Genomic DNA, 23,560 nt, shown 5'->3' on the forward strand with positions numbered 1-23,560 from the left:
GCCCCACTTGTGGGGCGGCGCACCGCGTTTCGGACTGAGCGCGTGCCCAGCGGACGGACCGTCAGTGCTCGACGGCCGCCTCGGCGCCGAATCCGGTGTGGGCGCGGACGTCCATCTCCGCTGCCAGCTCCGGACTCTCCACCGTCTTGTCGGTGATCGAGCCGAGCCATCCGAGGATGAACCCGAGCGGGATCGAGATGATGCCGGGGTTCGACAGGGGGAAGATCGCGAAGTCGGCGCCCGGGATCATCGCGGTCTCGGACCCGGAGACAACGGGTGAGAACGCGATGAGGATGATCGCCGAACCGAGCCCGCCGTAGATCGACCACACGGCACCGCGGGTGGTGAACCGACGCCAGAACAGCGAATAGATGATCGTCGGCAGGTTCGCGCTCGCGGCCACGGCGAACGCGAGGGCGACGAGGAACGCGATGTTCTGACCCTGCACCCCGATGCCGCCGAGGATGGCGACCGCGCCGATGACGACGACGGTGCGGCGGGCGATCTTCACCTCGGCGTCGGGGTCTTCGACCTTGCCCTTCTTGATGACGCTCGCGTAGATGTCATGGGCGAACGAAGCCGCTGCAGTGATCGCGAGACCGGCGACGACGGCGAGGATCGTCGCGAACGCCACCGCGGAGATGAAGCCCATGAGCAGCGGCCCACCGAGCTGCAGGGCGAGCAGCGGCGCAGCCGAGTTCACGCCGCCCGGCGCGTTCTGGATCGCATCGGCGCCGACGATCGCCGCCGCCCCGTAGCCGAGGACGAGCGTGAAGAGGTAGAATGCGCCGATGAGCCAGATCGCCCAGACCACGGACCTCCGAGCCTCCCGCGCGGTGGGCACGGTGTAGAAGCGCATGAGCACGTGCGGCAGACCCGCGGTGCCGAGGACGAGGGCGAGTGCGAGCGAGATGAAGTCGAGCGGGTTCGCCCCGTACTGCAGCCCGGGATTGAGGATCCCCTCTCCCACGCCGGCCGCGGCATTGTCGACGGCGTTCGACAGCAGCGTCGAGAGGTTGAACCCGTTGAGTGCGAGCACCCAGATCGTCATCGCTCCGGCACCGGCGATGAGGAGGACCGCCTTGACGATCTGCACCCACGTCGTGCCCTTCATGCCGCCGACGAGGACGTAGAGGATCATCAGCGCCCCGACGACGGCGATGACGAGCGACTGCCCGAGCTTCCCGTCGATGCCCATGAGCAGGGAGACGAGTCCGCCGGCGCCGGCCATCTGCGCGAGCAGGTAGAAGAAGCACACGGCGAGCGTCGAGATCGCCGCGGCCATCCGCACCGGACGCTGTTTGAGACGGAACGAGAGCACATCGGCCATCGTGAACTTGCCGGTGTTGCGCATCAGCTCGGCGACGAGGAGGAGGGCGACGAGCCACGCGACGAGGAAGCCGATCGAGTAGAGGAACCCGTCGTAGCCGTTGACGGCGATCGCCCCGCAGATGCCGAGGAACGACGCCGCCGAGAGGTAGTCGCCGGAGATCGCGAAGCCGTTCTGCGGCCCGCTGAAGGACCGGCCGCCGGCGTAGTAGTCCGAGGCGGTCTTGTTGTTGCGGCTGGCCCGCAGCACGATGAAGAGCGTGACCGCGACGAACGCGGCGAAGATCGTGATGTTGAGGACGGGGTTGTTCTCCACCTCGGTGGTCGCTTGGGCGAGGAACTCGATCATCGTTTCGCTCCTTCCGATTCCTGCTCGAGGCGCTCACGGATGGCAGCGGCCGGTGGGTCGAGCTTGTTGTTGGCGAACGAGACGTAGAACATCGTGATCGCGAAGGTCGTGACGAACTGCAGAAGCCCGAGCACGAGTCCGATGTTGATCTCCCCGATCACCTTCGTCGACATGAAGTCGTGCGCGTACGTGCTGAGGATGACGTAGAGGAAATACCACGCGAGGAAGGCGATCGACAGCGGGATCACCACTGAGAATCGTTTGCGCTTGAGGGCCTTGAATTCGGGATTGTCCTCTTCAGCGAGGAAATCCACCCGAGTCGGCGTCGGATCGGACATCGTTTCTCCATTTCAGATGTGGTTCGAGCGTCAGTGGTCTGAATCACACATTGTCAACCTATCGTCCGCTCGGTCCTGGGTAATACCACCGAAAGTTGGTAGCGTATTCCCATGAACGTCATGGCCAAGGAAGCTCGGGCGCGCAGATCCGAATCCCGCCGTCTCTTCGCCGAGGCGGTCGACTCCCTCCACGCGAACGGCACCGGCGACGTCGTGTTCGGCGGGCTCGTCGAGGAGGGTGCCGTCACCGTCGAAGCGGTCGCCGGGGCGGGCGAGAACGGTCTCGCCTCGCTCATCGTCAGCACCGGTCGGGGCCTCGGCGGACGTGCCCTGACCGAGGGCACACCCCAGCTGACCCGCGACTACGAGATCGATCCGTTCATCACCCACCATTACGACGAGGTCATCCTCGGCGAGGGCATCCAGGTCCTCATCGCGGTGCCGACCCTGCTCGGCGGCGAGGTGACGGGCATGGTCTACTGCGGACACCGGAAGGCCTTCACCGAGGCGGCCCCGCAGACCGGTGACCTCGTGCGTCGGGTGCGCCAGCTGTCCGTCGACCTCGGGCGCATCGGCCACGGGGCGCTGCGTGCCGAACCGGCCGTCCCGGCGGCTCCCGCGCCGGCGCCGTATGCCGACCTCGACGCCTCGAGCCGGGAGGCTCTGCGCCATACGTTCGCCGAGCTGCGGGCGCTCCGCTCGGACGTCTCCGACGAGGTGACGCGGGAGCGGCTGACGACGATCGAGGCCAGGCTCGCCGACATCCTCTCCGGCCACAGTCCGGAGTCCGCGCCGACGCCGGCCCCCGCGGTGACGCTCGCCCCGCGGGAGACCGACATCCTCTCCCACGTCGCGCTCGGGTGGTCGAATGCGCGGATCGCCGAGGCGCTCGGACTGCGGGAGTCGACCGTGAAGTCCTATCTCAACACGGCGATGGTCAAGCTCTCGGCCCGCAGCAGGCACGAGGCGGTGTCGATCGCCCGCTCGGCGGGCGCGCTGCCGTAAAGGGTCTCAGCCGTCGATCGCGGCGGCGTTCTCCCGCTCCATCTCCAGCGACCGGTCCGCGGCGGCGGTCACGGCCGCCTCGGTGATGTCGAAGATCCCGGCGTCGATGAATGTGTTGAGCGCCGCCAGCGTCGTCCCGCCCTTGCTGCTCACGGCCTGACGCAGGACGGCGGGGTCCGGGTTGTCCGCGAGCAGCCGGCCGGCGCCGTCGGCGGTGGCGACGACCATCTTCGCCGCCGTCTCCGCGGTGAGACCGAGCGTGACTCCGGCCTCGATCATCGCCTCGGCGAGGAGGAAGAAGTACGCGACGCCGGACCCGGAGATCCCGGTCATCGCGGGGATCTCCGCTTCTGCCAGCGGCACGACGAGGCCGGCTCCGGACAGCAGCGTGCGCAGGGTGGCCGTGGCCGTCGGGTCGACGCCGGGGGCAGGGGCGAGCGCGATGACGCCGTACCCGATCGAGCTCGGGGTGTTCGGCATGATCCGCACGATCGGACTGCCGGGTGCCAGCTTCTTAAGGTCGGCGGCGGCCACGCCCGCGGCCATCGACACGAGCACCGAGTCCGGGGACAGGGCGGGGGCGAGCTCTCGCAGGGTCTCGGCCATCATCCACGGCTTGACGCCGAGGAAGACGAAGTCCGCGCCGGCGACCGCCTCCCGATTGGCCTCGGGGTTCTCCTCGACGGAGGTGACCACGGCGTCCGGCAGGGCCGCAGCGAGCGTCTGCGCCGAGGCGGCCGACTGCGTCGTCGCCCGCACCTCGATGCTCGGGTCCGCGGTGAGGATCCCCGTGATGAGCGCCGTGCCCATGTTTCCCGTGCCGATGGATGCGATCGTGGTCATGAGGACCTGCCTTTCGTGCGGTGCTGGTGCGGGCATTCGTGCCGCTGAGTATCGTACCGGGCACGGTCCCGGCAGGGAGAACCGCAGGGTCAGCGGGCTGTGTCAGCGGGCGTCTTCACGGACGTTGTCCCGCGCCGAGGCGGCCCCGCCGTCACGGCGTCCGGTCCCGGTTGCGGGGGCTGAGTCCGACCCCGAGCCGGTGCGCTCCGGTCCGATCGGGCTCGCCGGGTTCTTTCCGTTCGCGCCGTTGAGGCCGAGGTGCTGCCGGGCGAAGGCGAGCGAATCGGCGAGCATCTGCTCCCGCGTCGACTTCTTCGCGACGAATCGCGTGTTGACCTCGAGGACGACATCGCCGGACCAGTTGTGCTTCGCGAGGTACTGGAGCGTCTCGGCCACGGGCATCGTTCCGGCGCCGGGCACGAGGTGCTCGTCCTTGAGCGATCCGGATCCGTCGGTGAGGTGGACGTGGCGCAGGCGGGGGAAGATCTCGGCGACGGTGTCGCGAGCGTTCATACCCGCCGTCGAGGCATGGGAGAAGTCGAAGGTCAGAGCGTCGTAGTCCTCGTCGAGCGGGTTCCAGTCGGGGTAGTAGACGAGGATCTCCCTGACCCCGGCCCGCCACGGGTACATGTTCTCCACGGCGAGGACGACACCGGTCTCCTCGGTGACCTTGCGGACGCCGTCGACGAAGCCGCGGGCGTAGGCGCCCTGCCAGCGGAAGGGCGGGTGGAGGACGACGGTGGTCGCGCCGACCTCACGGGCGAGGTTCGCCGTGATCCGCAGCTTCTCCCAATGGTCCTTGTGGAGCACGCGCGGCAGGAAGAGCAGGGTGGGCGCGTGGAGCGACATCACCTCGAGGCCGGTGTCGGCGGCGAGGCCGTTGATGAGGTCGACGTCGCGGGTCTCGGCATTGTGGGTGACCATGATCTCGACGCCGTCGTAGCCGATCGCGGCGGCCTGCGTGAACGTCTCCTCGACGGTCATCGGGGAGACCGAGGACGACGAGAGGCCCACCCGGATGGGATGGTCGGAGACATGGTGGGTGTCGTGGTCGTAGACCGCGTTCGTCGCGAAGTACTCCCGGTGCCGCCGAGAGTTCGACCGCGCAGAGTTCTTCGCGGTGAGGACCTTTCGTCCCGGCTTCGTCTTCTTCGCCTTGCTCACTCTCGTCAGTCTAGTCCTCATCGCCGCGCCTGCGGCTCCGGTTTCCCTCACAGTCGGTTGCGCCCCTCCCCGTCCGCGTCGCGCCGCTCGGCTAGGGTGAGCGCATGAGCGAACCGATCGTGCGCCCGGCGCATCTCGACGATGCGCCCCGCCTCGGCGAGATCCACGTCGCCGCGTGGCGCGCCGCCTACCCCGGGATCATGTCGGCGGAGTTCCTCGCCGGGCTCGATCCGGCCGACTTCGCGGCGAACTGGGTGCAGGCGCTGAGCACGCCCGACAACCGCGTCCGGAACTTCGTCGTCGAGGCTGCGGGTCGGGTCCTCGGGTTCGGCGGCGTCAGTGCGCCCCGGGACCCCGCCGAGGTGCTCGATCGCCTCCCGACCACCGACCGTCTCGGCCAGCTCGCCCACATCAATCTCGACCCGGCCGCCTTCGGCACCGGGGTCGCCTCGGTGCTCTTCCAACGGCTCGAGGACGAGCTGCGGGCCGACGGCTTCGTCCGCGCCTACCTCATGGTCGCCGAGGGCAACGAGCGGGCCATGCGCTTCTACGCCAAGCACGGGTGGCAGCGCACGGATGTCACCCACACGTACGGCGCTCCCCCGCTCCCCGAACGGGTCTTCATCGCCGAGCTCTGAGCCCGACCGCCTCGGCGCGGCAATGCGAAGGGCGCCCAGCCACCCGCAGCGGGGTGACTGAGCGCCCGGATAGCGGCTCAGACGGCGCGGCTATCAGCCGTAGAGCTCCTCGACGTCCTCGTCGACCCAGCCCTTCGACTTGTCGACGGCCTTGTTCCACAGACGGTAGACGCGGGCGACGGTCTCGTCGTCCATCTCCGGCACCCAGCGCTTGTCCTCGTGCCAGTTCTTCTTCACGTCCTCTTCGCCGTTCCAGAACTTCACGGCGATGCCCGCGGCGTACGCGGCGCCCAGTGCCGTGGTCTCGATGACCTCGGGACGGATGACGGGCACGCCCAGGAGGTCGGCCTGGAACTGCATGAGCGTCTCGTTCGCGACCATGCCGCCGTCGACCTTGAGCTCGGTGAGCTCGACACCGGAGTCGAGGTTCATCGCGTCGAGGACCTCACGGGACTGGAACGCCACCGATTCGAGCGCGGCCCGGGCGATGTGGTTCTTGTTGACGTACCGGGTGAGGCCGACGATGACGCCGCGGGCGTCGGATTCCCAGTGCGGGGCGAAGAGGCCGGAGAACGCGGGCACGATGTAGCAGCCGCCGTTGTCCTCGACCTGCTTGGCGAGCACCTCGACCTCGGGGGCGTCCTTGATGAGTCCGAGGTTGTCGCGGATCCACTGAACGAGCGAGCCGGTCACGGCCACCGAGCCCTCGAGGGCGTAGACGGCGTCGTCCTCGCCGATCTTGTAGGCCACGGTCGTGAGCAGGCCGTTCTTGCTCGCCACCGGCTCGGTGCCGGTGTTGATGAGCATGAAGTTGCCGGTGCCGTACGTGTTCTTCGCCTGCCCCTTCTCGAAGCAGGCCTGCCCGAACGTCGCCGCCTGCTGGTCGCCGAGGATGCCGCAGATCGGGGTGTCGATGAGCAGCGTGTTCTTCGCGCCGTAGCCGTAGATCTCCGAGCACGACTTGATCTCCGGCAGCATCGACATCGGAATGCCCATGTCCGCGGCGATCTCCTCGTTCCAGTCGAGGGTGTCGATGTTCATCAGCATCGTCCGCGAGGCGTTCGTGACGTCGGTGACGTGGACGCCGCCGTTGACTCCGCCGGTGAGGTTCCACAGCACCCACGTGTCCATCGTGCCGAAGAGGAGGTCACCGGCTTCGGCGGCCTCCCGGGCACCCTCGACGTTGTCGAGGATCCACTTCGCCTTCGGTCCCGCGAAGTACGTCGCCAGCGGCAGGCCCACGCGGTCCTTGTACTTGTCGGCGCCCTCCTCGCCGCCGAGTTCGTCGGCGATCTTCTGGGTGCGCGTGTCCTGCCAGACGATCGCGTTGTAGACGGGCTCGCCGGTGTTCTTGTTCCACACCAGGGTCGTCTCGCGCTGGTTGGTGATGCCGACGCCTTCGAGCTGGTGGCGGTTGATGTTGGCCCGCGAGAGCGCCTGGCCGATCGCCTCGGTGGTGTTGCGGATGATCTCTTTCGGGTCGTGCTCGACCCAGCCGGCGCGGGGGAAGATCTGCTCGTGCTCGAGCTGGCCGCTCGAGACGATCTGCCCGTCGTGGTTGAAGACGATCGCCCGGGACGAGGTGGTTCCCTGGTCGATCGCGAGGATGTACTTGTCCTGGCTCATGGAGACTCCTGTGTCCGATCAGTGCCGGTGGGCACCGCTCTTGAGTGGGTGGGTGCACCAGTTGCCCTCTAGCATGTCACGGCCTGGCGCGGTTGGGCACGGCTTCAGATGAATGCCTGCGAGACGAGGCCCGCGATGACACCGCCGAGGATGGGGCCGACGATCGGCACCCACGCGTAGCCCCAGTCGGAGCTGCCCTTGTTCGGGATCGGCAGGATCGTGTGCGCGATGCGCGGTCCGAGGTCGCGGGCCGGGTTGATCGCGTAGCCGGTGGGGCCGCCGAGGGAGGCGCCGATGACGACGACGACGAGGGCCACGGCCAGGGGTCCCAGTCCGCTCGGCGTGCCGCCGAAGAGGAGGATGATGAAGACGAGGACGAAGGTGCCGATCACCTCGGCGACGACGTTCCAGCCGTAGCTGCGGACCTCGGGGCCGGTGGAGAAGGTGCCGAGGATGTTGCCCGGTTCGCCCTCTGCGTCGTAGTGCTTCTTGTAGACGAGCCACGCGAGGATCGCACCGATGGTGGCGCCGACGAGCTGCGCGATGAGGTAGGCGAACGTCGTGCCGACCGTGATGTCGATGCCCGGGGCGTACTGGTCGGCGCCGCTGGCGAGGATGCCCAGCGTCACTGCCGGGTTGAGGTGCGCGCCGGATTTGTAGGCGACGTAGACGCCGGCGAAAACCGCGAGGCCCCAGCCGAACGAGATCATCAGCCAGCCGCCGCCGTTGCCCTTCGTCTTCGCGAGGATGGCGTTCGCGACGACGCCGACGCCGAGCAGCAGCAGCATTGCCGTGCCCGCCGTCTCATGGAGGAGGATTGTGCCTATCTGTCCCATTGTGTGTGAACTCCTTTGTTGAGATGGGGATGGAACGGGCTAGCGGGTCCCCCAGCTGGCTTCGACCAGGGCTGCGGCCGCGGCGTCGTCGTGCGTCGACTCGGCGGCGACCTGGGCGTCGACGTGGGCGTTGAAGGCGGCGATCTCTGAGGCGACGCGCTCGGCGTCCCAGCCGAGGACCTCAGCGACGATCTCGGCCACCGGTGCGGCGGCGGCCCGCCCCCGGTCGCGGACCTCGTAGTTGAGCCGCATCCGACGTTCGAGGACGTCGTCGAGGTGGACGACGCCTTCGCAGCTGGCGGCGTAGTGGGCTTCGACGCCGAGGTAGCGGTCGGCTCCCGGCAGCGGCTGCCCGAGTTCGGGGTTGTCGTCGATGAGGTCGAGGAGGTCTTCGAGCAGGGTGCCGTAGCGGCGGATGAGCCGCTTGACCCGGGTCTCGTCCCAGCCGTAGCGCTCGGCGATGCTCGCCTGGCCGCGGCGCACCGCGCCGACGCCCTGGGCGCCGATGAGCGGCACGGACTCCGTCAGGGACGTCCGGTCCTTCGCGTCCTCGCCGAGGGCGAAGTCGACGACGTCCTCGGCCATCACCCGGTAGGTCGTGAATTTGCCGCCGCGATCGCCGACAGCCCGGGCTCGACCTCCATGACGGTGTGCTCGCGGGAGACCTTCGTCGAGGCCTCGCCGTCCTTCTGCACCGGCTGCAGGAGCGGGCGCAGACCCGAGTACACGCCGATGACGTCGTCGCGGGTGAGCTTGTTCTCGAGGATCGCGTTCGCGTGCTCGAGGAGATAGTCGATGTCGTCGGAGGTCGCCACGGGGGCCGCGACGTCCTCCTTCCACGGGGTGTCGGTGGTGCCGATGACCCAGTAGCCATCCCAGGGGATGACGAAGAGGACGGACTTCTCCGTCTTCGAGATGATGCCGGTGTCCGGGTCGGCCTTGATCTTGTCCTGGTCGACGGTGATGTGCACGCCCTTCGAGGCGAGCACCTTGAGCCCGGCGTCGGCCTTCGCGAGGTCCTGCTGCTGTTCGGTCCACACTCCCCCGGCGAGGATGGTGCGGCGGGCGTAGACGTCGAACTCGCGGCCGGAGATGCCGTCGCGGGCGCGCACGCCGATGACGCGGTCGCCGTCGTGGAGGTAGTCGATGACGGAGACGTGGTTGGCCGCCGCGGCCCCGAAGCTCGCCGCCGAGCGCACGAGGGTCATGACGAAGCGGGCGTCGTCGACCTTCGCGTCGTAGTATTCGAGCGCGCCCACCGCGGCGTCGTCGGCGAGTCCCGGGAAGTGCGCGCTCAGCGTCTTCTTGCCCAGGTGGCGGTGCATGGGCACGGCGCGCTTGCGGCCGGGCCGGGTCGCCATCGTGTCGTAGAGGAGGACGCCGGAGCCGATGAAGGCCCGGTCGATGAGGCGGTGTTCGAACGGGAAGACGAAGGCGACGGGTTCGACGAGGTGGGGTGCGGTGTGCGTGAGCAGCAGGTCGCGTTCCTTGAGCGCCTCGGCGACGAGTTTGAAGTCGAGCATCTCGAGGTAGCGCAGACCGCCGTGCATGAGCTTCGACGAGCGGGACGACGTGCCCGAGGCCCAGTCATGGGCGTCGACGACGCCGACCTTGAGTCCGCGGGTGGCCGCGTCGAAGGCGGCGCCGGCCCCGGTGACCCCGCCGCCGACGACGAAGACGTCGAGCGGATCCTCGGGCGTCGTGGCCGCCATCGCGGACAGGGACTCTTCACGGAACGAGGGGGATAGCTCGCCGTTTCGCATTGCCGTCATGCCTCCAGAGCTCGGGGCGAGAGGCCCCGTTCGAGATACGGCCGAGAGGTGACCGGCCGGTAATCTCAAGCTAGCAGGCGGCGGAGACAAATGTGAACCGCTGCGAGGGTGATTCCGGCCATTGTCGAAAGCGGTGTCGAACCGTGACCTAATCCGCGGCTGCGCGCATCGCCGAGGTGGCCTCGGCGGAATCCAGCAAGTCGAGTTTGCGCATGATGATGCCCTCGCGCAGCGCCCACGGGGAGATGCTCATGACGGAGACGTCGAAGATCGTGAAGGCCGCCTCGGCGACGATGGCTCCGGCGAGCACCTGACCGGCACGGGCCTCCGAGACGCCGGGCAGTGTCGCCCGCTGCTCGGGGGTGCGGCTGGACAGGGTGTCGATGATGCCGGGCAGGTCGCGGCGGAAGAGCTTGCGGGGCACGTAGATCCCGTCGCCGCTCGGGGCGGCGCCGGCGATCCGGGCGAGCGAGCGGAACGTCTTCGAGGACCCGACGACGTGGTCGGGCGTGCCGACGCGGTTGATGTCTCCGGCGATCCGGCCGATCTGGGAGCGCGCGTACTTCCGCAGCCGGTGGATCTCCTCGGCCGTCGGGATCGGGTCGGGGATGAAGTCGGCGTACGTGCGTCCGGCGCCCAGCGGCACGGACACGGCCGCCTGCGGGTACTCGTCCTGGCCCGCCGCGATCTCGAGCGAACCGCCGCCGATGTCGAGGAGGAGGATCTTGCCGGCCGACCAGCCGAACCAGCGGCGGGCGGCGAGGAACGTCACGCGCGCCTCGTCCCTGCCGGACATGACGTTGAGCGTGACCCCGAGCTGCGCGCTGATCGAGTCGATGAGCGCCTCCCCGTTGGGGGCGTCGCGGACCGCCGAGGTGGCGAACGCGAGGATCTGCTCGGCGCCCTGGTCCTCGGCGATCTCGACCGCCTCGGCGACGAAGTCCCGCAGCCGCTGCTGACCGGCGTCGTCGATCGACCCGTCGGGCCGGAGGTACTCGGCGAGCCGGAGGACCTCCTTGTGCGAGGTCGCCGGCAGCGGGGGTGCCCCGACATGAGCGTCGACGACGAGGAGGTGGACGCTGTTGGAACCGATATCGAGGACTGCGAGGCGCATTCGCTCAGTGTATCCCGCGGATCGCTCGCCTCAGTCGTGTGCGGGATCCGGTCGCAGATCTGGCGAGAACCCTACAAGCTGGAACTTGTAAGGCTCGTCAAACGTCAATTTCCTCCCTTTGAGACCGTCGACGTCATCATCTCCGGCATCTTCGAGTACGAAGCTCCACCCTCGTTCCTCCTCTGTGAACCAAGGGGCTGCCAGTCGCCAGTGACCAAGAACCGTCTGTTCACCTTTCAGCACTGCCAAGAGCCTCCGGACTGGACGGTGCTCGCGACTGGCCGCGCCGAGCGGCCACCATTTTCGCGCACGATCGGCAAACTGGGCCCCTCCCAGTCCACCGAATGGCGATGGCCGATCGTCAATCGAGTCTGCGGCAATTCGAACGATGGCGGTATTCGTCAAGTCTTCGTAGTCAACGGTTTCCCCCGGCCTGTAATAGATCGCCGGGCCGAGCACAGTCGTTGACTTAGTGCCCGCGCGGTTCGTGTAGGAGAGACCGTTGTCTTGCACCTCGATGCCAATCACTCCTGACCGACCGTCCGTCTCGTCTGAGTGGCGCACAGTTTGCCCAGCGCGAGCGGCGATGTAGATGGCTATGGCTTCCGCCTTACGAGCATCCTCCCGGGTCGAAAACGGCTCGACTGTCTGCAGAATGCGCGAGCCTGCTCGACCACGCAACGCCTGCGCGTTCTCGTTATGCGGCTCCCAGACACGACGCATGCTGTCGGCGATGCCGATATAGACCTCGCGCCTATCCGAACTCTCGTAGATATACAGATACGTGCTCATCCCAGTTCCTCTTCCTTCAAGGTGACTCAACCCGCATCTGCTGAACAGTCTCGCAAGATAGGGAAACTATGTCTAGTCAATTTGACCAGACATGTTGAAGCTATAGGTTATGAACTGATGGACCCAGACTTCAGGGAGCCCGGAAGGAAAGTCGAACATGCCCACTTCGGCACACGATTTGCCATTCGAGAGCCACGATCTCAGCGCGGTATTGCTTCACTCGGATGAAGACGAGCCTCTACGCATCTGTTCAATTCGCGAGGCGGCGGAACTGCTCAGGCGTCCGCTGGCGCAAATGCAGATGATGTCCGGCGCACACTTGCTCGGCCGGTCGTTCACCACTTCCAGTGGAACCACGTACTACCTGCGATCAGATATCGATGAACTTTCGCGCGCACCACGGCTCGACAAGCATGACTTATTGCAAGTGACTGCCCCGGAGTTTCCCGCCCTACCGACCGTTGTGCTTCGCCAAGCCGCTCCTCGACGCCAAGACTCCGTCGAACGCAGTTGGTATGGATTCGACCGCCTCTTCGATCGTTCGACCGACCCCGCAAACGCGCCGCACAAGACAACGCTACTCGGATGTTCTGGCCGGTTACGCTGCGTAATCGGCAGATCGTAGAGCAGGCAGCACTGGCAGGTGCGACGATCCCACTGGTCATCTCCGTTGGAGGCTGGATCGCCTCATGCCGGGAGATCACCGGAATCGACAGCACGCTGTCCGCAGCGCACGGTAGTCAGGTAGCCTTCACTGTCAAATCACCGGGAGATTGGGCGAGCAGACTCACTGACAGCTGGTTGAACTCCGGGCCAGGTAAAGCGATTCTCTGGTGGAACCATGAAAGGAATTGACGGCCCGCGGATCAGCCTGTGCTGGCCCCTCGCAGCGCCCGCGTCCTCAGTCCTGCCAGTCGCCGGCGCCGAACCCGAACTCGGGGGCGCGTTTGGCGAAGAACGCCTCCTGTCCGCGCGCGATCTCCGCCCGGTACGCCTCATCGAGCCACCGAGGCGGCGCGACGTCGTCGGAGAGCGTGCCGCCGAGGACGGACTTCGCCCCGAGCTGGCTGAGCCGGGAGAGACCGGCGACCCGCTCCCCCAGCGCCTGCGCGGCACGCAGCGGCGCCTCGGCGACCTCATGGAAGAACCCGAGCCGGTGCATCTGGTCGAAGTCGACGATCGAGGCGGTGAGCAGCAGGTACCTGGCCCACGCGTCCCCGAGGACCCGGGCGAGGCTCTCGGTGGGTCCGGGCGGGTAGACGAGACCGAGCTTGGCCGCGGTCACCCCGTACTTCGACCCGGGGGCGGCGATGCGGATGTCGCAGGCCGCGGCGATCTCCGTGCCCCCGCCCACGCAGTTGCCTTCGATCGCCGCGATCGTCACGGTCCGGGAGCCCGCCACGGCCGCCTCGGCGGCGGAATTGAGCTGCCAGAAATCGGCGATGGGCACGTCGAGGTCGGCGATGTCGGAGCCCGCGGAGAAGTGACCACCGGCACCGGTGATGATGAGCGCGCCGATCGAATCATCGGCGTCGACGCCTGCAATGATCTCCGGCAGCGCGCGCCACATCGCGCGCGAGAGCGCATTGCGCTTGTCCGTCCGAGTGAGAACGAGGGTTCCGACCCCACCGCTGACGGTGAAGTCGAAACCCTCGAGTGCGGTCGGACGATAGGGCTCGTCCGCGCTCATGCTCAGCCCCTGGCGTCGGGGACTTCGCGCTGCGGCTCGCCGTCGTACGCGCTCAGCGGACGGATGAGGGCGTTGTTCGCCTGCTGCTCGAGGATGTGCGCCGTCCACCCGGTGATGCGGGACATGACGAAGATCGGCGTGAACTGATCGGTGTCGAAGCCCATGAGGTGGTACGCCGGCCCCGAGGGGTAGTCGAGGTTGGGGTAGATGCCCTTGCGGGAGACGAAGTCCTCTTCGAAGGTGTTGTAGAGGTCGAGCAGATCGTTCGCGCCCTTGACCGCCGCCATGTCCTCGAACGCCTTGCGCATCGTCGGCACGCGCGAGTCGCCGTTCTTGTAGACGCGGTGGCCGAAGCCCATGATCTTCGCCTTGCGCGCCAGCGCATCGTCGATCCACGCCGACGCCCGGTCGGCGGTGCCGACCTCTTCGAGCATCGCCATGACCGCTTCGTTCGCCCCGCCGTGCAGCGGCCCCTTGAGCGCCCCGATGGCTCCGGCGACCGCGGAGTAGAGGTCGGAGGTCGTCGAGGTGATGACGCGGGCGGTGAACGTCGAGGCGTTGAACGAGTGCTCGGCGTAGAGGATCATCGAGATGTCGAAGCTGCGCACGACCTCCTCGGCGGGCACCTCGTCGAAGACCATCTTGAAGAAGTTCGCGGCGTAGTCGAGGTCGGTGGTCGGGGCGACCGGGTCGAGGCCGTGCCGGCGCCGGTGGTCGATCGCGACGATCGTCGGCAGCTGCGCGTAGAGGCGCTCCGCCTTTTCGAGGTTGGCCTCCTCCCCTTCCGTGTCCGCATCCGGGTCGACGGCGCCGAGGTAGGCGACCGCGGTCTGGACGACGTGCATCGGGTGGGCGTCCTTGGGCAGGCCGAGGATGATGTCGACGAGCTCGGGCGAGATCTCACGCTGGGCGTGCTCGCGGGCCTTGAACTCCGCCAGCTGCTCCTCGGTGGGCAGTTCGCCGTTCCAGATGAGGTAGGCGACGTCCTCGAAATTGCGCTTGGCCGCCAGCTCCTGCACCGGGTAGCCCCGGTAGGTGAGCGAGTTCGTTTCCTGGACTACCTTCGAGACCGCGGTGGTGTCGACGACGACGCCGGCGAGTCCCTTCTTGATTTCTTCGGTCACTGGTGACCCTCCTGTGAGAAGTTGAATACGGCCGAGTCGAATTCGTTGTACGCGGCGTAGTCGATGGTGTCGTAGAGGTCCGCGCGGTCTGCATCCGGTCGACGAGGCTGACCTGAGTCCCCTCGTCCCGAATCGTCTGCAGCCCCGCCGTGATCGCACCCATGGCCAGACGCAGGGTCGTGACCGGGTAGATCACCATCTTCACCCCGACGTCGGCGAGCTGCTGGGTCGTGAAGAGCTCGCTCTTGCCGAACTCCGTCATGTTCGCCAGGATCGGCACGTCGACGCTCGCGACGAAGCGCTCGAATTCGCTGAGGTCCCGCATGGCCTCGGGGAAGATCATGTCGGCCCCGGCGTCGGCGTAGGCTTTCGCCCGGTCGATCGCCCGGTCGAGACCCTCACCGGCGCGGGAGTCGGTGCGGGCGCAGATGACGAAGTTCTCGTCCCGGCGGCCCCGGACGGCGGCGGCGATGCGCTGGTTCATCTCGGCCGTCGTCACGACCTCCTTGCCGTCGAGGTGGCCGCACCGCTTCGGGTTGACCTGATCCTCGAGGTGCATGCCGGAGAGACCGGCATCCTCGAACTCCTGGACGGTGCGGGCGACGTTCATCGCCTCGCCCCACCCGGTGTCGGCGTCGATGAACGTCGGCAGGTTCGTCACCCGCGCGATCGCCCGGCCGTGATCGGCCACCTCGGTGAGGGTGGTCAGTCCGATGTCGGGCAGTCCCATGGCCGCGGAGAACGCGCCTCCGGAGATGTAGACGCCCTCGAACCCGGTCTGCTCGATGATCTGCGCGTTGAGCGGGTTGATCGCGCCGGGGAACTGGACGATCTCGCTGCCGGCGAGGAGGTCGCGGAACTGCTTCCGGCGCTCGGCCGGGGTCGCGGTCGCGCCGAGCATCAGAAGATCCCCTTCGAACCGCTGTGGGTGAGGCCCTCGACGGTGAAGCTGAGCTGGCCGACGCCGGCGGCGTCGAGGCTCTCGAGGTTCTCGGCGAGGTCGAGGAAGCGGGTCTGCTCGGAGTCGGTGAGGATGCCCTCGGACAGGGTGCGGAACTTCTCGACGTAGTTCTCGCGGACGAACGGGCGAGCGCCGAGCGGGTGGGCGTCGGCGACGGCGATCTCGTCGGTCAGCGTCGAGCCGTCCTCGAACTCGATCTCCACGCGACCGCCGAAGGCCTTCTCGTTCGGATCGGTCGAGTGGTAGCGGCGGGTCCACTCGGGGTCCTCGGTCGTCTCGATCTTGTGCCAGAGCTTGACCGTCTCCGGGCGCGCGGCGCGCTCGGGGGTGTAGGAGTCCTCGTGGTGCCAGCCGCGGTCCTCGAGCGCGACGGCGAAGATGTACATGATCGAGTGGTCGAGGGTCTCACGGCTGGCCTGCGGATCCATCTTCTGCGGATCGTTGGCGCCGGTGCCGATGACGTTGTGGGTGTGGTGGGAGGTGTGGATGACGATCCGCTTGATCTTCGTGAGATCCTCGATCTCCCCGCCGAGCTTGCGCGCGAGGTCGATGAGCGCCTGCGCCTGGTATTCGGCGGAGTGCTCCTTCGTGTACGTGTCGAGGATCGCGCGCTTGGCCTCGCCCTTGGCCGGCAGCGGGATCGTGTAGCGGGCCTCGGGGCCGGAGAGGATCCAGGCGATGAAGCCGTCCTCGCCTTCGTAGATGGGGTTGGGGGCACCCTCGCCGCGCATCGCGCGGTCGACGGCTTCGACGGCCATCTTGCCCGCGAACGCCGGAGCGTGGGCCTTCCACGAGGAGATCTCGCCCTTGCGCGACTGGCGGGTCGCCGTCGTCACATGCAGGGCCTGCTGAATCGCCTGGAAGGTCACCTCGGTGGGCAGGTGGAGCATCGCGCCGATGCCGGCGGCGGCCGAGGGCCCGAGGTGGGCGACGTGGTCGATCTTGTGCTGGTGCAGGCTCATGCCCTTGACGAGGTCGACCTGGATCTCGTATCCGGTGGCGATGCCGTTGATGAGGTCGGGACCGGCGATGCCCATGTGCTGGGCGACAGCGAGGACCGGCGGGATGTTGTCACCGGGGTGGGAGTACTCGGCGGCGAGGAAGGTGTCGTGGAAGTCGAGTTCGCGCACGGCCACGCCGTTGGCCCAGGCCGCCCATTCCGGGGAGAAGCGGTCGCCCAGCGGCAGACCGAAGATCGTGGCGCCGGGGCTGAACGGATGCGCCTGCGCCTGTTCGCGGGCGTGGGTGGGCGCCGACCGGTTGACCGAGGCGGCCGCGACGGCGGCGTTGTCGATGACGCGGTTGATGACCATCTCAGTGACATCGGCATCAACCGGGGTGGTGTCGGAGGCGACTTCTGCGATCTTCCAGGCGAGCTGGTCTTCACGAGCCAGGTTCTCTGAGCTCTTGTGGGTACGGACTTCATGATCAATCATGGGCAATCCCTTCAATCGTCCTTGACCGCCGCTGGCCATGTCGCGACCGCTGCAGGCCTGGGGAATGGTTGTCTCAACTGTAGGCCACGTCACTGCTGCGTCCGCGGGCCCGGCCAGAGTTTTATCTTGACATCAAGATACTTTACCCGAGCGGTGACGCCCGACACCACCCCGGGTGGGCGGGCAGACGAACGCCGAGGTGGGCGGGCCGTGCCGGGACGCTGGAAGCCGTGGTGACGCCCCTGCCCGAGCCGGCCCGCGACCGCTGACCGAGCAGGCCCGCGACCGCCGCCCGGGCAGGTGAACTGTGACACAATCGGGATATGACCCGCACTGCCCTCGACTTCGACGAGAACTGGTTCGACGACAACGAGTTCGCCCAGCTTCGCCGCCGTCTCCCCATCCCCTATGTCAATGCCATTCCGGTCCGCGTCGGCGAGGCCGGGGACGTCGAGCAGATCGGCCTCCTGCTGCGCCGCCTCGACGACGGCACCCTGGGCCGCGAGGTCGTCGGCGGACGCATCCGCTACCACGAGAGCATCCGCCAGGCCCTGCTCCGGCATGCCGAGAACGACCTCGGCCCGATGGCGCTGCCCGTCGTCCCGCCGGCCATCGCCCCGTTCCACATCGCCGAGTACTTCCCCACCGAGGGCACCTCGCTCCTCCACGACCCGCGCCAGCACGCGATCTCGATGTGCTTCGTCATGGAGGTCCGCGGCGAATGCACCCCGCGCGCCGATGCGCTCAGCCTCGACTGGCTCACCCCCACCGAGGCGCTGCGCTCCGACATCGTCGCCGAGCTCTCCCACGGCCAGGAGCACATCATCCGCTCAGCCCTGAGCTACCTCGGCTTCGCCGTCTGACGCACCCCTCCCCCTGGCGCAGGCCGTGAGCACGCGCCGAGGCCGTGGGCACGCGCCGCACGCGAGAGGAATCCGTCCGCCTCGCGGTCTTCTACACGTTGTAGAAAACACTTGGGTACACTGAGGGCGACGAGGACGGCACACGGTTTTCGGGGCCGTCGTCCCCGTCAGGGTTGGTCAGGCCCCGATGGAAGGACTGCCATGACTGCTGACTCCCGCTCGTCCGCCGCGAACCCGGCCGAGGCCCGCCCGACCGACACCCGCGCCTCCGATTCCGGACTCACCGACAACCTCGGCGTCCTCGTCGGCTTCGACGGATCCGAGCTCGCAGCCCTTGCCCTGCGCTACGGTGCCGCCGAGGCGCTGCACCGAGACGTTCCCCTCACCGTCGTCACGGCCTTCACGATGCCCCTGATGATCTACCCGAACATGGCCTCGATCCCGTCCGAACCCGAGGACGAAGCCGCGATGCGGGCAGCGGAGAAGACCCTCGCCGAGGCGGCCGAACTCCTCGCCGATCATCCCGGACCGGTGACGTACGCCGTCGAATCCGGTGACGCCGCCGGTGTGCTCGTCAACCTCAGCGCCAACGCCGATGTCATCATCGTCGGGGCGCGTGGACGCGGCGGCTTCATGGGCCGCATGCTCGGGTCGGTCTCGACCGCGCTGCCGCCGCACGCCCACTGCCCGACGATCGTCGTCCCCCGCCATTCGGCGCACCGCGGGGACACGACCGGCCCGGTAGTCGTCGCCGTCGACGGGTCCGAGGGCGCGCGGATCGCGATGTTCACCGCCGCCGAGGCGGCCGCTTCGCGCAACGCCGACCTCGAGATCGTCACGGTGCTGCCGGCCGGGGAGGAATGGCTCTACTGGTACCCGGAGCTCGAACTCGGCGGTGACGTCGCCGACCGCCGGCAGCAGCAGATCGAAGCCGAACTCGACAAGGACGCCGAAGAGCTGCGCAGTCAGTTCCCCGGGCTCCAGGTGTCCACCTCGGCGCTCATCGGCGATGCCACCGCGCTGCTGTCCGCGGCGACGAAGACCGCGCAGCTCACCGTCCTCGGCACCCGGGGCCGCGGGGCCGTGAAGTCCGCGCTGCTCGGATCGGTCTCCCGCGGGGTCCTCCACCATGCCGAGGGTCCGGTCATGGTCGTTCCGGCCTGAGTCCCGTTCGCACCAGATCCCCGGCCCCGCGGACGTGCGGTGCCGGGGATCGTCAGGTGTTGTACAGTGGAGCGCACACGACAGGGGAGCGCCGCCAAGGGCGCTGAGAGTGCAGATGACGCTGCAGACCCTCGAACCTGATGCGGCTAGCACCGCCGAAGGAAGTCGAGACTCTTCTACCCCTCCTTGAGACACGAGGAGGCGCTATGCCGAACACGACCACGCCCGGTTCCCGCTCGACGACGGCACCGGCATTCACCCAGGCCCCGCCGACGAAGAAGTGGCGGGTCGTCGACTACGTCGTCACCGCGGTCCTCGGCATCGCCGTGGGCCTGATCTTCTGGGTGCTCGCCGCCAGCTGGAAGGGCATCGAGCTCGCCTTCCAGGCCTTCCCGCCCTCGATCGGCCTCATCGCCGGCCTCTGGGTGCTCGCCGGTCCGCTCGCCGGGGCGATCATCCGCAAACCCGGAGCCGCGCTGCTGTGCGAACTCCTCGCCGCCGCCGTCGAAGGCGTCCTCGGCTCCCACTTCGGGGCGACCGTGCTGCTGTCGGGCTTCCTCCAGGGCCTCGGCGCCGAACTCGTCTTCGCCGCCTTCGGCTACCGGAAGTTCACCCTGTGGGTGACCGCGCTGTCCGGACTCGTCGCCGCGACCTTCATGGCCGTGAGCGAGAACATCCTCTACAACGCCGAATGGCAGTTCGACTTCCAGCTCGCCTACGCGGTGTGCGCGATGATCTCCGGCGTCGTCATCTCCGGCATCGGCGCCTGGTACGCCTACCGCGCGATCGCGAAGACCGGGGCGCTGAGCTCCTTCGCCTCCGGCCGCGTGCGCTGATGGGCCTGCCGATCCGCGCCCACGGATACTCGTGGCGGCACGCCGATCGGGACAGCCTCGCCGTCGGCCCCGTCGACCTCGACATCGCCCCAGGTGAGAAGGTTCTCCTCTTGGGGCCGTCGGGGGCGGGTAAGTCGACGCTCCTCCATGCGATCGCCGGGGTCCTTCCCACTGAGGCCGGGGAGTCAGCCGGTGATCTCCTCGTCGGCGACGCCCCACCCGACCCCCGCCGAGGCGTCACCGGGCTCGTCCTCCAGGACCCCGATTCGCAGGTGATCTTCTCCCGCATCGGTGACGATGTCGCGTTCGGAATGGAGAACCTCGGTCTGCCCGCCGAGGTGGTCGACGCGCGGATCGACGCCTCCCTGGCCGCCATGGGCCTCGACCTTCCCCAGTCCCACCCGACGGCGGCGCTGTCCGGGGGCCAGAAGCAGCGCCTCGCGCTCGCCGGGATCCACGCGATGGCACCCGAGGTGATCGTCCTCGACGAGCCGACGGCCAACATCGACCCCGCCTCGGCGAGGGCGGTCCGCGATGCCGTCCTCACGGTCCAGGAGTCCACTGCGGCGACGATGATCGTCGTCGAGCACCGGGTGAGCCTGTGGAGCGACGAGGTCGACACCGTCATCGTCCTCGGCCGCACAGGCGTCGTCGCCCACGGCACCCCGGACGAGGTCTTCGGTGACCCCGCACTCGCCGAGGTGCTCAGGACCACCGGGATCTGGCTGCCCGAATCCGGGTCCCGCACCGCCCCCGACCGCTGGACGATGCCGGGCAGAACTGGAGCGCAGGACCGACTCGGGTCCCCCGTGCTCGTCGGCGAGCGCCTGGGCGTCGCCCGGCCGCGGGCAGCCGTGCCCGCAGCGACCGATCTCGACCTCGAGGTGCGGGCGGGTGAGGCGCTCGGCATCGTCGGCGCCAACGGGGCCGGGAAGTCGACGACAGCGCTGACCCTGGCCGGCCTCATCCCCGAGTTCTCCGGTGAGGTGCGCGCAGCGGGGCCGCTTGCCGCCGGGGCGAAGGAGGCGCGGCCGTACACCTGGCCCTCGAAGTTCCTCGCCCCGCGCATCGGCATGGTCTTCCAGGAACCCGAGCATCAGTTCCTCAAACCCAGCGTCGCCGAGGAGCTCGCCCTCGGTCCGCGACTGGCCGGCTGGTCGGCGGCCGAGGTCGACGCTCGGGTGACCGACCTGCTGGAGACGCTGGGACTGTCCGACATCGCCGAGGCCCACCCGCAGGGTCTCTCCGGCGGGGAGAAGCGTCGCCTGTCGGTGGCGGCGATGATCGCTCCGCGCCCCCAGGTCCTCATCGTCGATGAGCCGACGTTCGGGCAGGACGCGCTGACGTGGGCGGGACTCGTCGCACTGTTCCTCGACGTCCTCGACCACGGCAGCGCGGTCATCGCCGTCAGCCACGACCTCGACTTCCTCGACGCGATTGGAGCCCGCCGCTTCACCCTCGGCACGTCGGCGCAGCCTCTGCGGGGTGAGCGCGTTGAGTGAGCGGACGACCCTGACTCGTGAGCGCGTCACCGTCGAGGATCCGGGTCAGCTCATCCCGGTGGTGCGCCGCACGGCGCTCGTGCGCTGCAACCCGCTGACGAAGATCGCTGTCGCGCTCATCCTCATGGTCGGAGCTCTGCTGAGCATCGACGTCGTCTCCGCGGGGATCATCCTCGGCTTCTCACTCCTCGCCCTGCCGCTGACCGGCCTCGACCTCAAGGCGGCGCTCAGACGGCTGTGGTTCCTGCCGGTCGGCGCGCTCCTCGCCGCGTGGGGCACGGCGATCCTCGCCGAGAAGACGGGCGCCACCGTCGTCGACGTCGGTCCGATCCTCATGACGACCGGGTCGCTGGAGTCGGCTGCGGCGATCTTCGTGCGCGCCCTGGCACTGGCGATCCCGCTCGTCGTCCTCGCCTCGACGATCGATCCCAGGGACCTCTCGGATGCCCTCGTCCAGCATCTGCGTCTGCCCGAGACCGTCGTCATCTCGATCCTCGCGGCCAGTCGCCTGCTCGGACTCCTCGTCCTCGAATGGCAGACCCTGTCGATGGCCAGACGGGCCAGAGGACTCGCCGGCGGGTCGGTGCTGCGGCGCACCCGCAGTCTCTTCGCAGGCATCTTCGTCCTCCTCGTCCAGTCGATCCGCCGTGGCACGACCCTGGCGATGGCGATGGAGGGGCGGGCGTTCGGGCGGCCGGGCAGGACGTGGCGCAGGCGCTCGAGGTTCGGCACCGCTGATGCGGTCGTCCTCGTCCTCGCCGTCGTCGTCGCAGTCGTCGCGGTCGCCTCGGCGCTGGTGCTCGGAACGTGGAACCCGATCATTCCGGGCTGACGTCTCAGACCTCGGCGATGAGGTCCTTGAGGTGGGCGCGCCACTCCTCGAGCGCCTCGGCGCTCGGCAGCTTCGCGGCGGTGAGGGTGAGACGCGTGCGCTCGTCGTCCTTCGGTTCGGCGGCGGCTTCGATCTTCGTCCCGTCGGCGAGGTCGGCCCGCCAGAACGAGCGCTTTGCCGTCGTCGACGGGCGGGGCTCACCGGCGAGGTCGACTCCGCCCAGTGAGCCGTCGACGAGGGCGGCGAAGCGGTCGATGACGTCTCCGCGCTGTCCGGTCACGGTGCGGGAGACGGCGACGTCGAAGGTGCCGTCGGCGCGCTGGCCGGGAACCCGGCGGCCGATCTCCTGCTCGTAGGCGACGACGGCACCCTGGACCCACCAGCCGTGGTTGTCGACGACGCCGTCGAACTGCGGGTAGAGCGCATCGGCGAGTTCCTTGTGGCTCGCGTCCTTGCCCCCGGCTTTCTCAAGCCGCTGCCTGGTCTGCGACCAGGGCTCGCCGAGGGCCTTCTCGATGGACTCGATGTTCTGTGCTCGCGTCGCCATGGTGTCAGTGTAGCCAGCCCGGGCGCGGTGATCCGGCCGAGCAGCCTAGACTGCGCGGCTTAGACTGCGATCGTGACGGATGCGGATGGGTACACGGAGGACGAGAAGTGGCTCGTCGTGCGCGGACGCCGGTGGCGGCGCACCGATCCCGCACTTCCCGACGCTCTCGTCGAGCGGCTGAAGAGCCACCTCGGGCGGGCTCGCAACGCGGTGCGGGCGGCGAAGACGGCAGCCGACGACACAGCGCTGCGGGCGGCTCGAGAGCGCGTCGGCGTGGCCAAACAAGGCCTCGGCGAGCGGGGCGAGAAGTGGTGGGAGATGCCGCGTGCCGATCGGCTCGCCCGCGCCGAGGAGGCGCTGAGCGAACTCGATCGCTGAGCTGACCTCGTCAGTCGATGACGAGTTCGCCCATCTCGTCCCAGCCGTCGCCGTCGAGTTTGCGGGAGACGATCTTCGGCGTCGAGGCGAGCAGCGGGCGCATCGATTCGAGCGCGGCGGCGAAGTGATCGCTGGTGACATGCGGCTCGGCGCCGTCGTCGGTGAATGCTTCGAGCAGGACGTACTCGTTGGGCTTCTCGAGGCTGCGCGACCATTCGAACCAGAGGTTGCCGGGTTCGGCGCGGGTCGCCTCGGTGAAGTCGCGCACCACCTCGGGGAAGGACTCCGCGTTCTCGGGCTTGACGTCGAACTTGACGACGATGAAGATCATGATTCTCCTCTGCGCGTGGTGACGGTGGTCCGACCGCACCGGGTTGCAGGTACGGTCGCCTGGGCCGATCGGCCGTGTCTCCACCCAATC

General features: G+C 68.2%; 21 protein-coding genes, 2 pseudogenes and 1 riboswitch. Of the genes and pseudogenes, 8 read left to right on the forward strand and 15 right to left on the reverse strand.

The features are described 5' to 3' along the window. Positions 1-61 precede the first annotated feature (61 nt). Both AC2W7K_RS07575 and AC2W7K_RS07580 read right to left on the reverse strand, forming a co-directional pair. Positions 62-1,678 (reverse strand): solute symporter family protein, encoded by a 1,617-nt coding sequence (locus AC2W7K_RS07575; RefSeq protein ID WP_198500753.1) that lies wholly within the window; start codon positions 1,676-1,678, stop codon positions 62-64. After that, complete coding sequence (locus tag AC2W7K_RS07580) at positions 1,675-2,016, reverse strand: DUF485 domain-containing protein (protein ID WP_198500752.1); 342 nt, start codon at positions 2,014-2,016, stop codon at positions 1,675-1,677. The genes AC2W7K_RS07575 and AC2W7K_RS07580 overlap by 4 nt, the downstream gene beginning before the upstream one ends. Before the next feature lie 111 nt (positions 2,017-2,127). Between AC2W7K_RS07580 and AC2W7K_RS07585 the strand changes: the two genes are divergently transcribed. Further along, the gene (locus AC2W7K_RS07585; protein ID WP_198500751.1) at positions 2,128-3,021 is read left to right on the forward strand and encodes a helix-turn-helix transcriptional regulator; all 894 of its coding nucleotides are present in this window, start codon (positions 2,128-2,130) and stop codon (positions 3,019-3,021) included. A 6-nt stretch (positions 3,022-3,027) separates the two neighbouring features. On the opposite strand, the gene proC is transcribed toward AC2W7K_RS07585, so the two are convergent. Together proC and AC2W7K_RS07595 are read right to left on the reverse strand one after the other, a co-directional pair. Then, entirely contained in the window at positions 3,028-3,864 is an 837-nt protein-coding gene (gene proC / locus AC2W7K_RS07590) for a pyrroline-5-carboxylate reductase (RefSeq protein ID WP_198500750.1), read from the reverse strand. Positions 3,865-3,966: 102 nt separating this feature from the next. Next, positions 3,967-5,028 (reverse strand): sugar phosphate isomerase/epimerase family protein, encoded by a 1,062-nt coding sequence (locus AC2W7K_RS07595; RefSeq protein WP_232623860.1) that lies wholly within the window; start codon positions 5,026-5,028, stop codon positions 3,967-3,969. 104 nt (positions 5,029-5,132) lie between these two features. Here AC2W7K_RS07595 and AC2W7K_RS07600 point away from each other — a divergent pair, with 104 nt between their 5' ends. Further along, a complete protein-coding gene (locus AC2W7K_RS07600) occupies positions 5,133-5,666 on the forward strand; it encodes a GNAT family N-acetyltransferase (RefSeq protein ID WP_198500749.1) in 534 nt (177 codons plus the stop codon). A gap of 93 nt (positions 5,667-5,759) precedes the next feature. On the opposite strand, the gene glpK is transcribed toward AC2W7K_RS07600, so the two are convergent. From glpK to AC2W7K_RS07645, 9 genes and pseudogenes are all read right to left on the reverse strand, one after another. Next, positions 5,760-7,292, reverse strand: coding sequence for a glycerol kinase GlpK (gene glpK / locus AC2W7K_RS07605; protein WP_198500748.1), 1,533 nt, complete (start codon positions 7,290-7,292; stop codon positions 5,760-5,762). A gap of 104 nt (positions 7,293-7,396) precedes the next feature. Beyond that, entirely contained in the window at positions 7,397-8,119 is a 723-nt protein-coding gene (locus AC2W7K_RS07610; protein WP_198500905.1) for an MIP/aquaporin family protein, read from the reverse strand. Positions 8,120-8,167: 48 nt separating this feature from the next. Continuing rightward, positions 8,168-9,900 (reverse strand): annotated as a pseudogene (locus AC2W7K_RS07615) (glycerol-3-phosphate dehydrogenase/oxidase). A 148-nt stretch (positions 9,901-10,048) separates the two neighbouring features. Beyond that, positions 10,049-11,014, reverse strand: coding sequence for a Ppx/GppA phosphatase family protein (locus AC2W7K_RS07620; RefSeq protein ID WP_198500747.1), 966 nt, complete (start codon positions 11,012-11,014; stop codon positions 10,049-10,051). A 30-nt stretch (positions 11,015-11,044) separates the two neighbouring features. Next, the gene (locus AC2W7K_RS07625; protein ID WP_198500746.1) at positions 11,045-11,806 is read right to left on the reverse strand and encodes a hypothetical protein; all 762 of its coding nucleotides are present in this window, start codon (positions 11,804-11,806) and stop codon (positions 11,045-11,047) included. 901 nt (positions 11,807-12,707) lie between these two features. Further along, positions 12,708-13,496, reverse strand: a complete 789-nt coding sequence (locus AC2W7K_RS07630; protein ID WP_198500744.1) for an enoyl-CoA hydratase/isomerase family protein — start codon at positions 13,494-13,496, stop codon at positions 12,708-12,710. Between the two features lie 2 nt (positions 13,497-13,498). Beyond that, positions 13,499-14,620 carry a bifunctional 2-methylcitrate synthase/citrate synthase gene (locus tag AC2W7K_RS07635; RefSeq protein ID WP_198500743.1) on the reverse strand — a complete coding sequence of 374 codons (1,122 nt, stop codon included), beginning with the start codon at positions 14,618-14,620 and terminating at the stop codon, positions 13,499-13,501. Then, positions 14,617-15,521, reverse strand: a pseudogene (prpB, locus tag AC2W7K_RS07640) (methylisocitrate lyase). Before prpB ends, AC2W7K_RS07635 begins: the two are co-directional and overlap by 4 nt. Continuing rightward, complete coding sequence (locus tag AC2W7K_RS07645) at positions 15,521-17,017, reverse strand: MmgE/PrpD family protein (RefSeq protein ID WP_198500741.1); 1,497 nt, start codon at positions 17,015-17,017, stop codon at positions 15,521-15,523. The pseudogene prpB and the gene AC2W7K_RS07645 overlap by 1 nt, the downstream one beginning before the upstream one ends. Positions 17,018-17,340: 323 nt before the next feature. On the opposite strand from AC2W7K_RS07645, the gene AC2W7K_RS07650 reads away from it, so the two are divergent. From AC2W7K_RS07650 to AC2W7K_RS07670, 5 genes are all read left to right on the forward strand, one after another. Continuing rightward, positions 17,341-17,880: a DUF4916 domain-containing protein gene (locus tag AC2W7K_RS07650; RefSeq protein ID WP_198500740.1), complete on the forward strand. Its 540-nt coding sequence runs from the start codon at positions 17,341-17,343 to the stop codon at positions 17,878-17,880. A gap of 201 nt (positions 17,881-18,081) precedes the next feature. Next, positions 18,082-19,044, forward strand: a complete 963-nt coding sequence (locus tag AC2W7K_RS07655; protein ID WP_198500739.1) for a universal stress protein — start codon at positions 18,082-18,084, stop codon at positions 19,042-19,044. A gap of 72 nt (positions 19,045-19,116) precedes the next feature. Continuing rightward, a riboswitch (TPP riboswitch) is annotated at positions 19,117-19,225 on the forward strand. A 25-nt stretch (positions 19,226-19,250) separates the two neighbouring features. Continuing rightward, complete coding sequence (locus AC2W7K_RS07660) at positions 19,251-19,880, forward strand: ECF transporter S component (protein ID WP_198500738.1); 630 nt, start codon at positions 19,251-19,253, stop codon at positions 19,878-19,880. Then, a complete protein-coding gene (locus AC2W7K_RS07665; protein ID WP_198500737.1) occupies positions 19,880-21,382 on the forward strand; it encodes an ABC transporter ATP-binding protein in 1,503 nt (500 codons plus the stop codon). Before AC2W7K_RS07660 ends, AC2W7K_RS07665 begins: the two co-directional genes overlap by 1 nt. Then, complete coding sequence (locus tag AC2W7K_RS07670; RefSeq protein WP_232623859.1) at positions 21,366-22,214, forward strand: energy-coupling factor transporter transmembrane component T family protein; 849 nt, start codon at positions 21,366-21,368, stop codon at positions 22,212-22,214. The genes AC2W7K_RS07665 and AC2W7K_RS07670 overlap by 17 nt, the downstream gene beginning before the upstream one ends. Before the next feature lie 4 nt (positions 22,215-22,218). On the opposite strand, the gene AC2W7K_RS07675 is transcribed toward AC2W7K_RS07670, so the two are convergent. Then, entirely contained in the window at positions 22,219-22,761 is a 543-nt protein-coding gene (locus AC2W7K_RS07675) for a hypothetical protein (RefSeq protein ID WP_198500736.1), read from the reverse strand. Positions 22,762-22,833: 72 nt separating this feature from the next. Here AC2W7K_RS07675 and AC2W7K_RS07680 point away from each other — a divergent pair, with 72 nt between their 5' ends. Then, positions 22,834-23,139, forward strand: a complete 306-nt coding sequence (locus AC2W7K_RS07680; RefSeq protein ID WP_376871616.1) for a biopolymer transporter Tol — start codon at positions 22,834-22,836, stop codon at positions 23,137-23,139. A gap of 10 nt (positions 23,140-23,149) precedes the next feature. Here AC2W7K_RS07680 and AC2W7K_RS07685 read toward each other — a convergent pair whose 3' ends face one another. Next, positions 23,150-23,470 (reverse strand): putative quinol monooxygenase, encoded by a 321-nt coding sequence (locus AC2W7K_RS07685; protein ID WP_198500735.1) that lies wholly within the window; start codon positions 23,468-23,470, stop codon positions 23,150-23,152. Positions 23,471-23,560 lie beyond the last annotated feature (90 nt).

It is taken from the genome of Brevibacterium sp. LAARM2_SD2, from assembly GCF_057364785.1.

Excerpts from the sequence above, each read along its gene's own strand:
- AC2W7K_RS07575 (WP_198500753.1), bottom strand. The coding sequence starts at position 1,678 with ATGATCGAGTTCCTCGCCCAAGCGACCACCGAGGTGGAGAACAACCCC.
- AC2W7K_RS07580 (WP_198500752.1), bottom strand. The coding sequence starts at position 2,016 with ATGTCCGATCCGACGCCGACTCGGGTGGATTTCCTCGCTGAAGAGGAC.
- AC2W7K_RS07585 (WP_198500751.1), top strand. The coding sequence starts at position 2,128 with ATGAACGTCATGGCCAAGGAAGCTCGGGCGCGCAGATCCGAATCCCGC.
- proC (WP_198500750.1), bottom strand. The coding sequence starts at position 3,864 with ATGACCACGATCGCATCCATCGGCACGGGAAACATGGGCACGGCGCTC.
- AC2W7K_RS07600 (WP_198500749.1), top strand. The coding sequence starts at position 5,133 with ATGAGCGAACCGATCGTGCGCCCGGCGCATCTCGACGATGCGCCCCGC.
- glpK (WP_198500748.1), bottom strand. The coding sequence starts at position 7,292 with ATGAGCCAGGACAAGTACATCCTCGCGATCGACCAGGGAACCACCTCG.
- AC2W7K_RS07620 (WP_198500747.1), bottom strand. The coding sequence starts at position 11,014 with ATGCGCCTCGCAGTCCTCGATATCGGTTCCAACAGCGTCCACCTCCTC.
- AC2W7K_RS07625 (WP_198500746.1), bottom strand. The coding sequence starts at position 11,806 with ATGAGCACGTATCTGTATATCTACGAGAGTTCGGATAGGCGCGAGGTC.
- AC2W7K_RS07630 (WP_198500744.1), bottom strand. The coding sequence starts at position 13,496 with ATGAGCGCGGACGAGCCCTATCGTCCGACCGCACTCGAGGGTTTCGAC.
- AC2W7K_RS07645 (WP_198500741.1), bottom strand. The coding sequence starts at position 17,017 with ATGATTGATCATGAAGTCCGTACCCACAAGAGCTCAGAGAACCTGGCT.
- AC2W7K_RS07650 (WP_198500740.1), top strand. The coding sequence starts at position 17,341 with ATGACCCGCACTGCCCTCGACTTCGACGAGAACTGGTTCGACGACAAC.
- AC2W7K_RS07655 (WP_198500739.1), top strand. The coding sequence starts at position 18,082 with ATGACTGCTGACTCCCGCTCGTCCGCCGCGAACCCGGCCGAGGCCCGC.
- AC2W7K_RS07660 (WP_198500738.1), top strand. The coding sequence starts at position 19,251 with ATGCCGAACACGACCACGCCCGGTTCCCGCTCGACGACGGCACCGGCA.
- AC2W7K_RS07665 (WP_198500737.1), top strand. The coding sequence starts at position 19,880 with ATGGGCCTGCCGATCCGCGCCCACGGATACTCGTGGCGGCACGCCGAT.
- AC2W7K_RS07675 (WP_198500736.1), bottom strand. The coding sequence starts at position 22,761 with ATGGCGACGCGAGCACAGAACATCGAGTCCATCGAGAAGGCCCTCGGC.
- AC2W7K_RS07685 (WP_198500735.1), bottom strand. The coding sequence starts at position 23,470 with ATGATCTTCATCGTCGTCAAGTTCGACGTCAAGCCCGAGAACGCGGAG.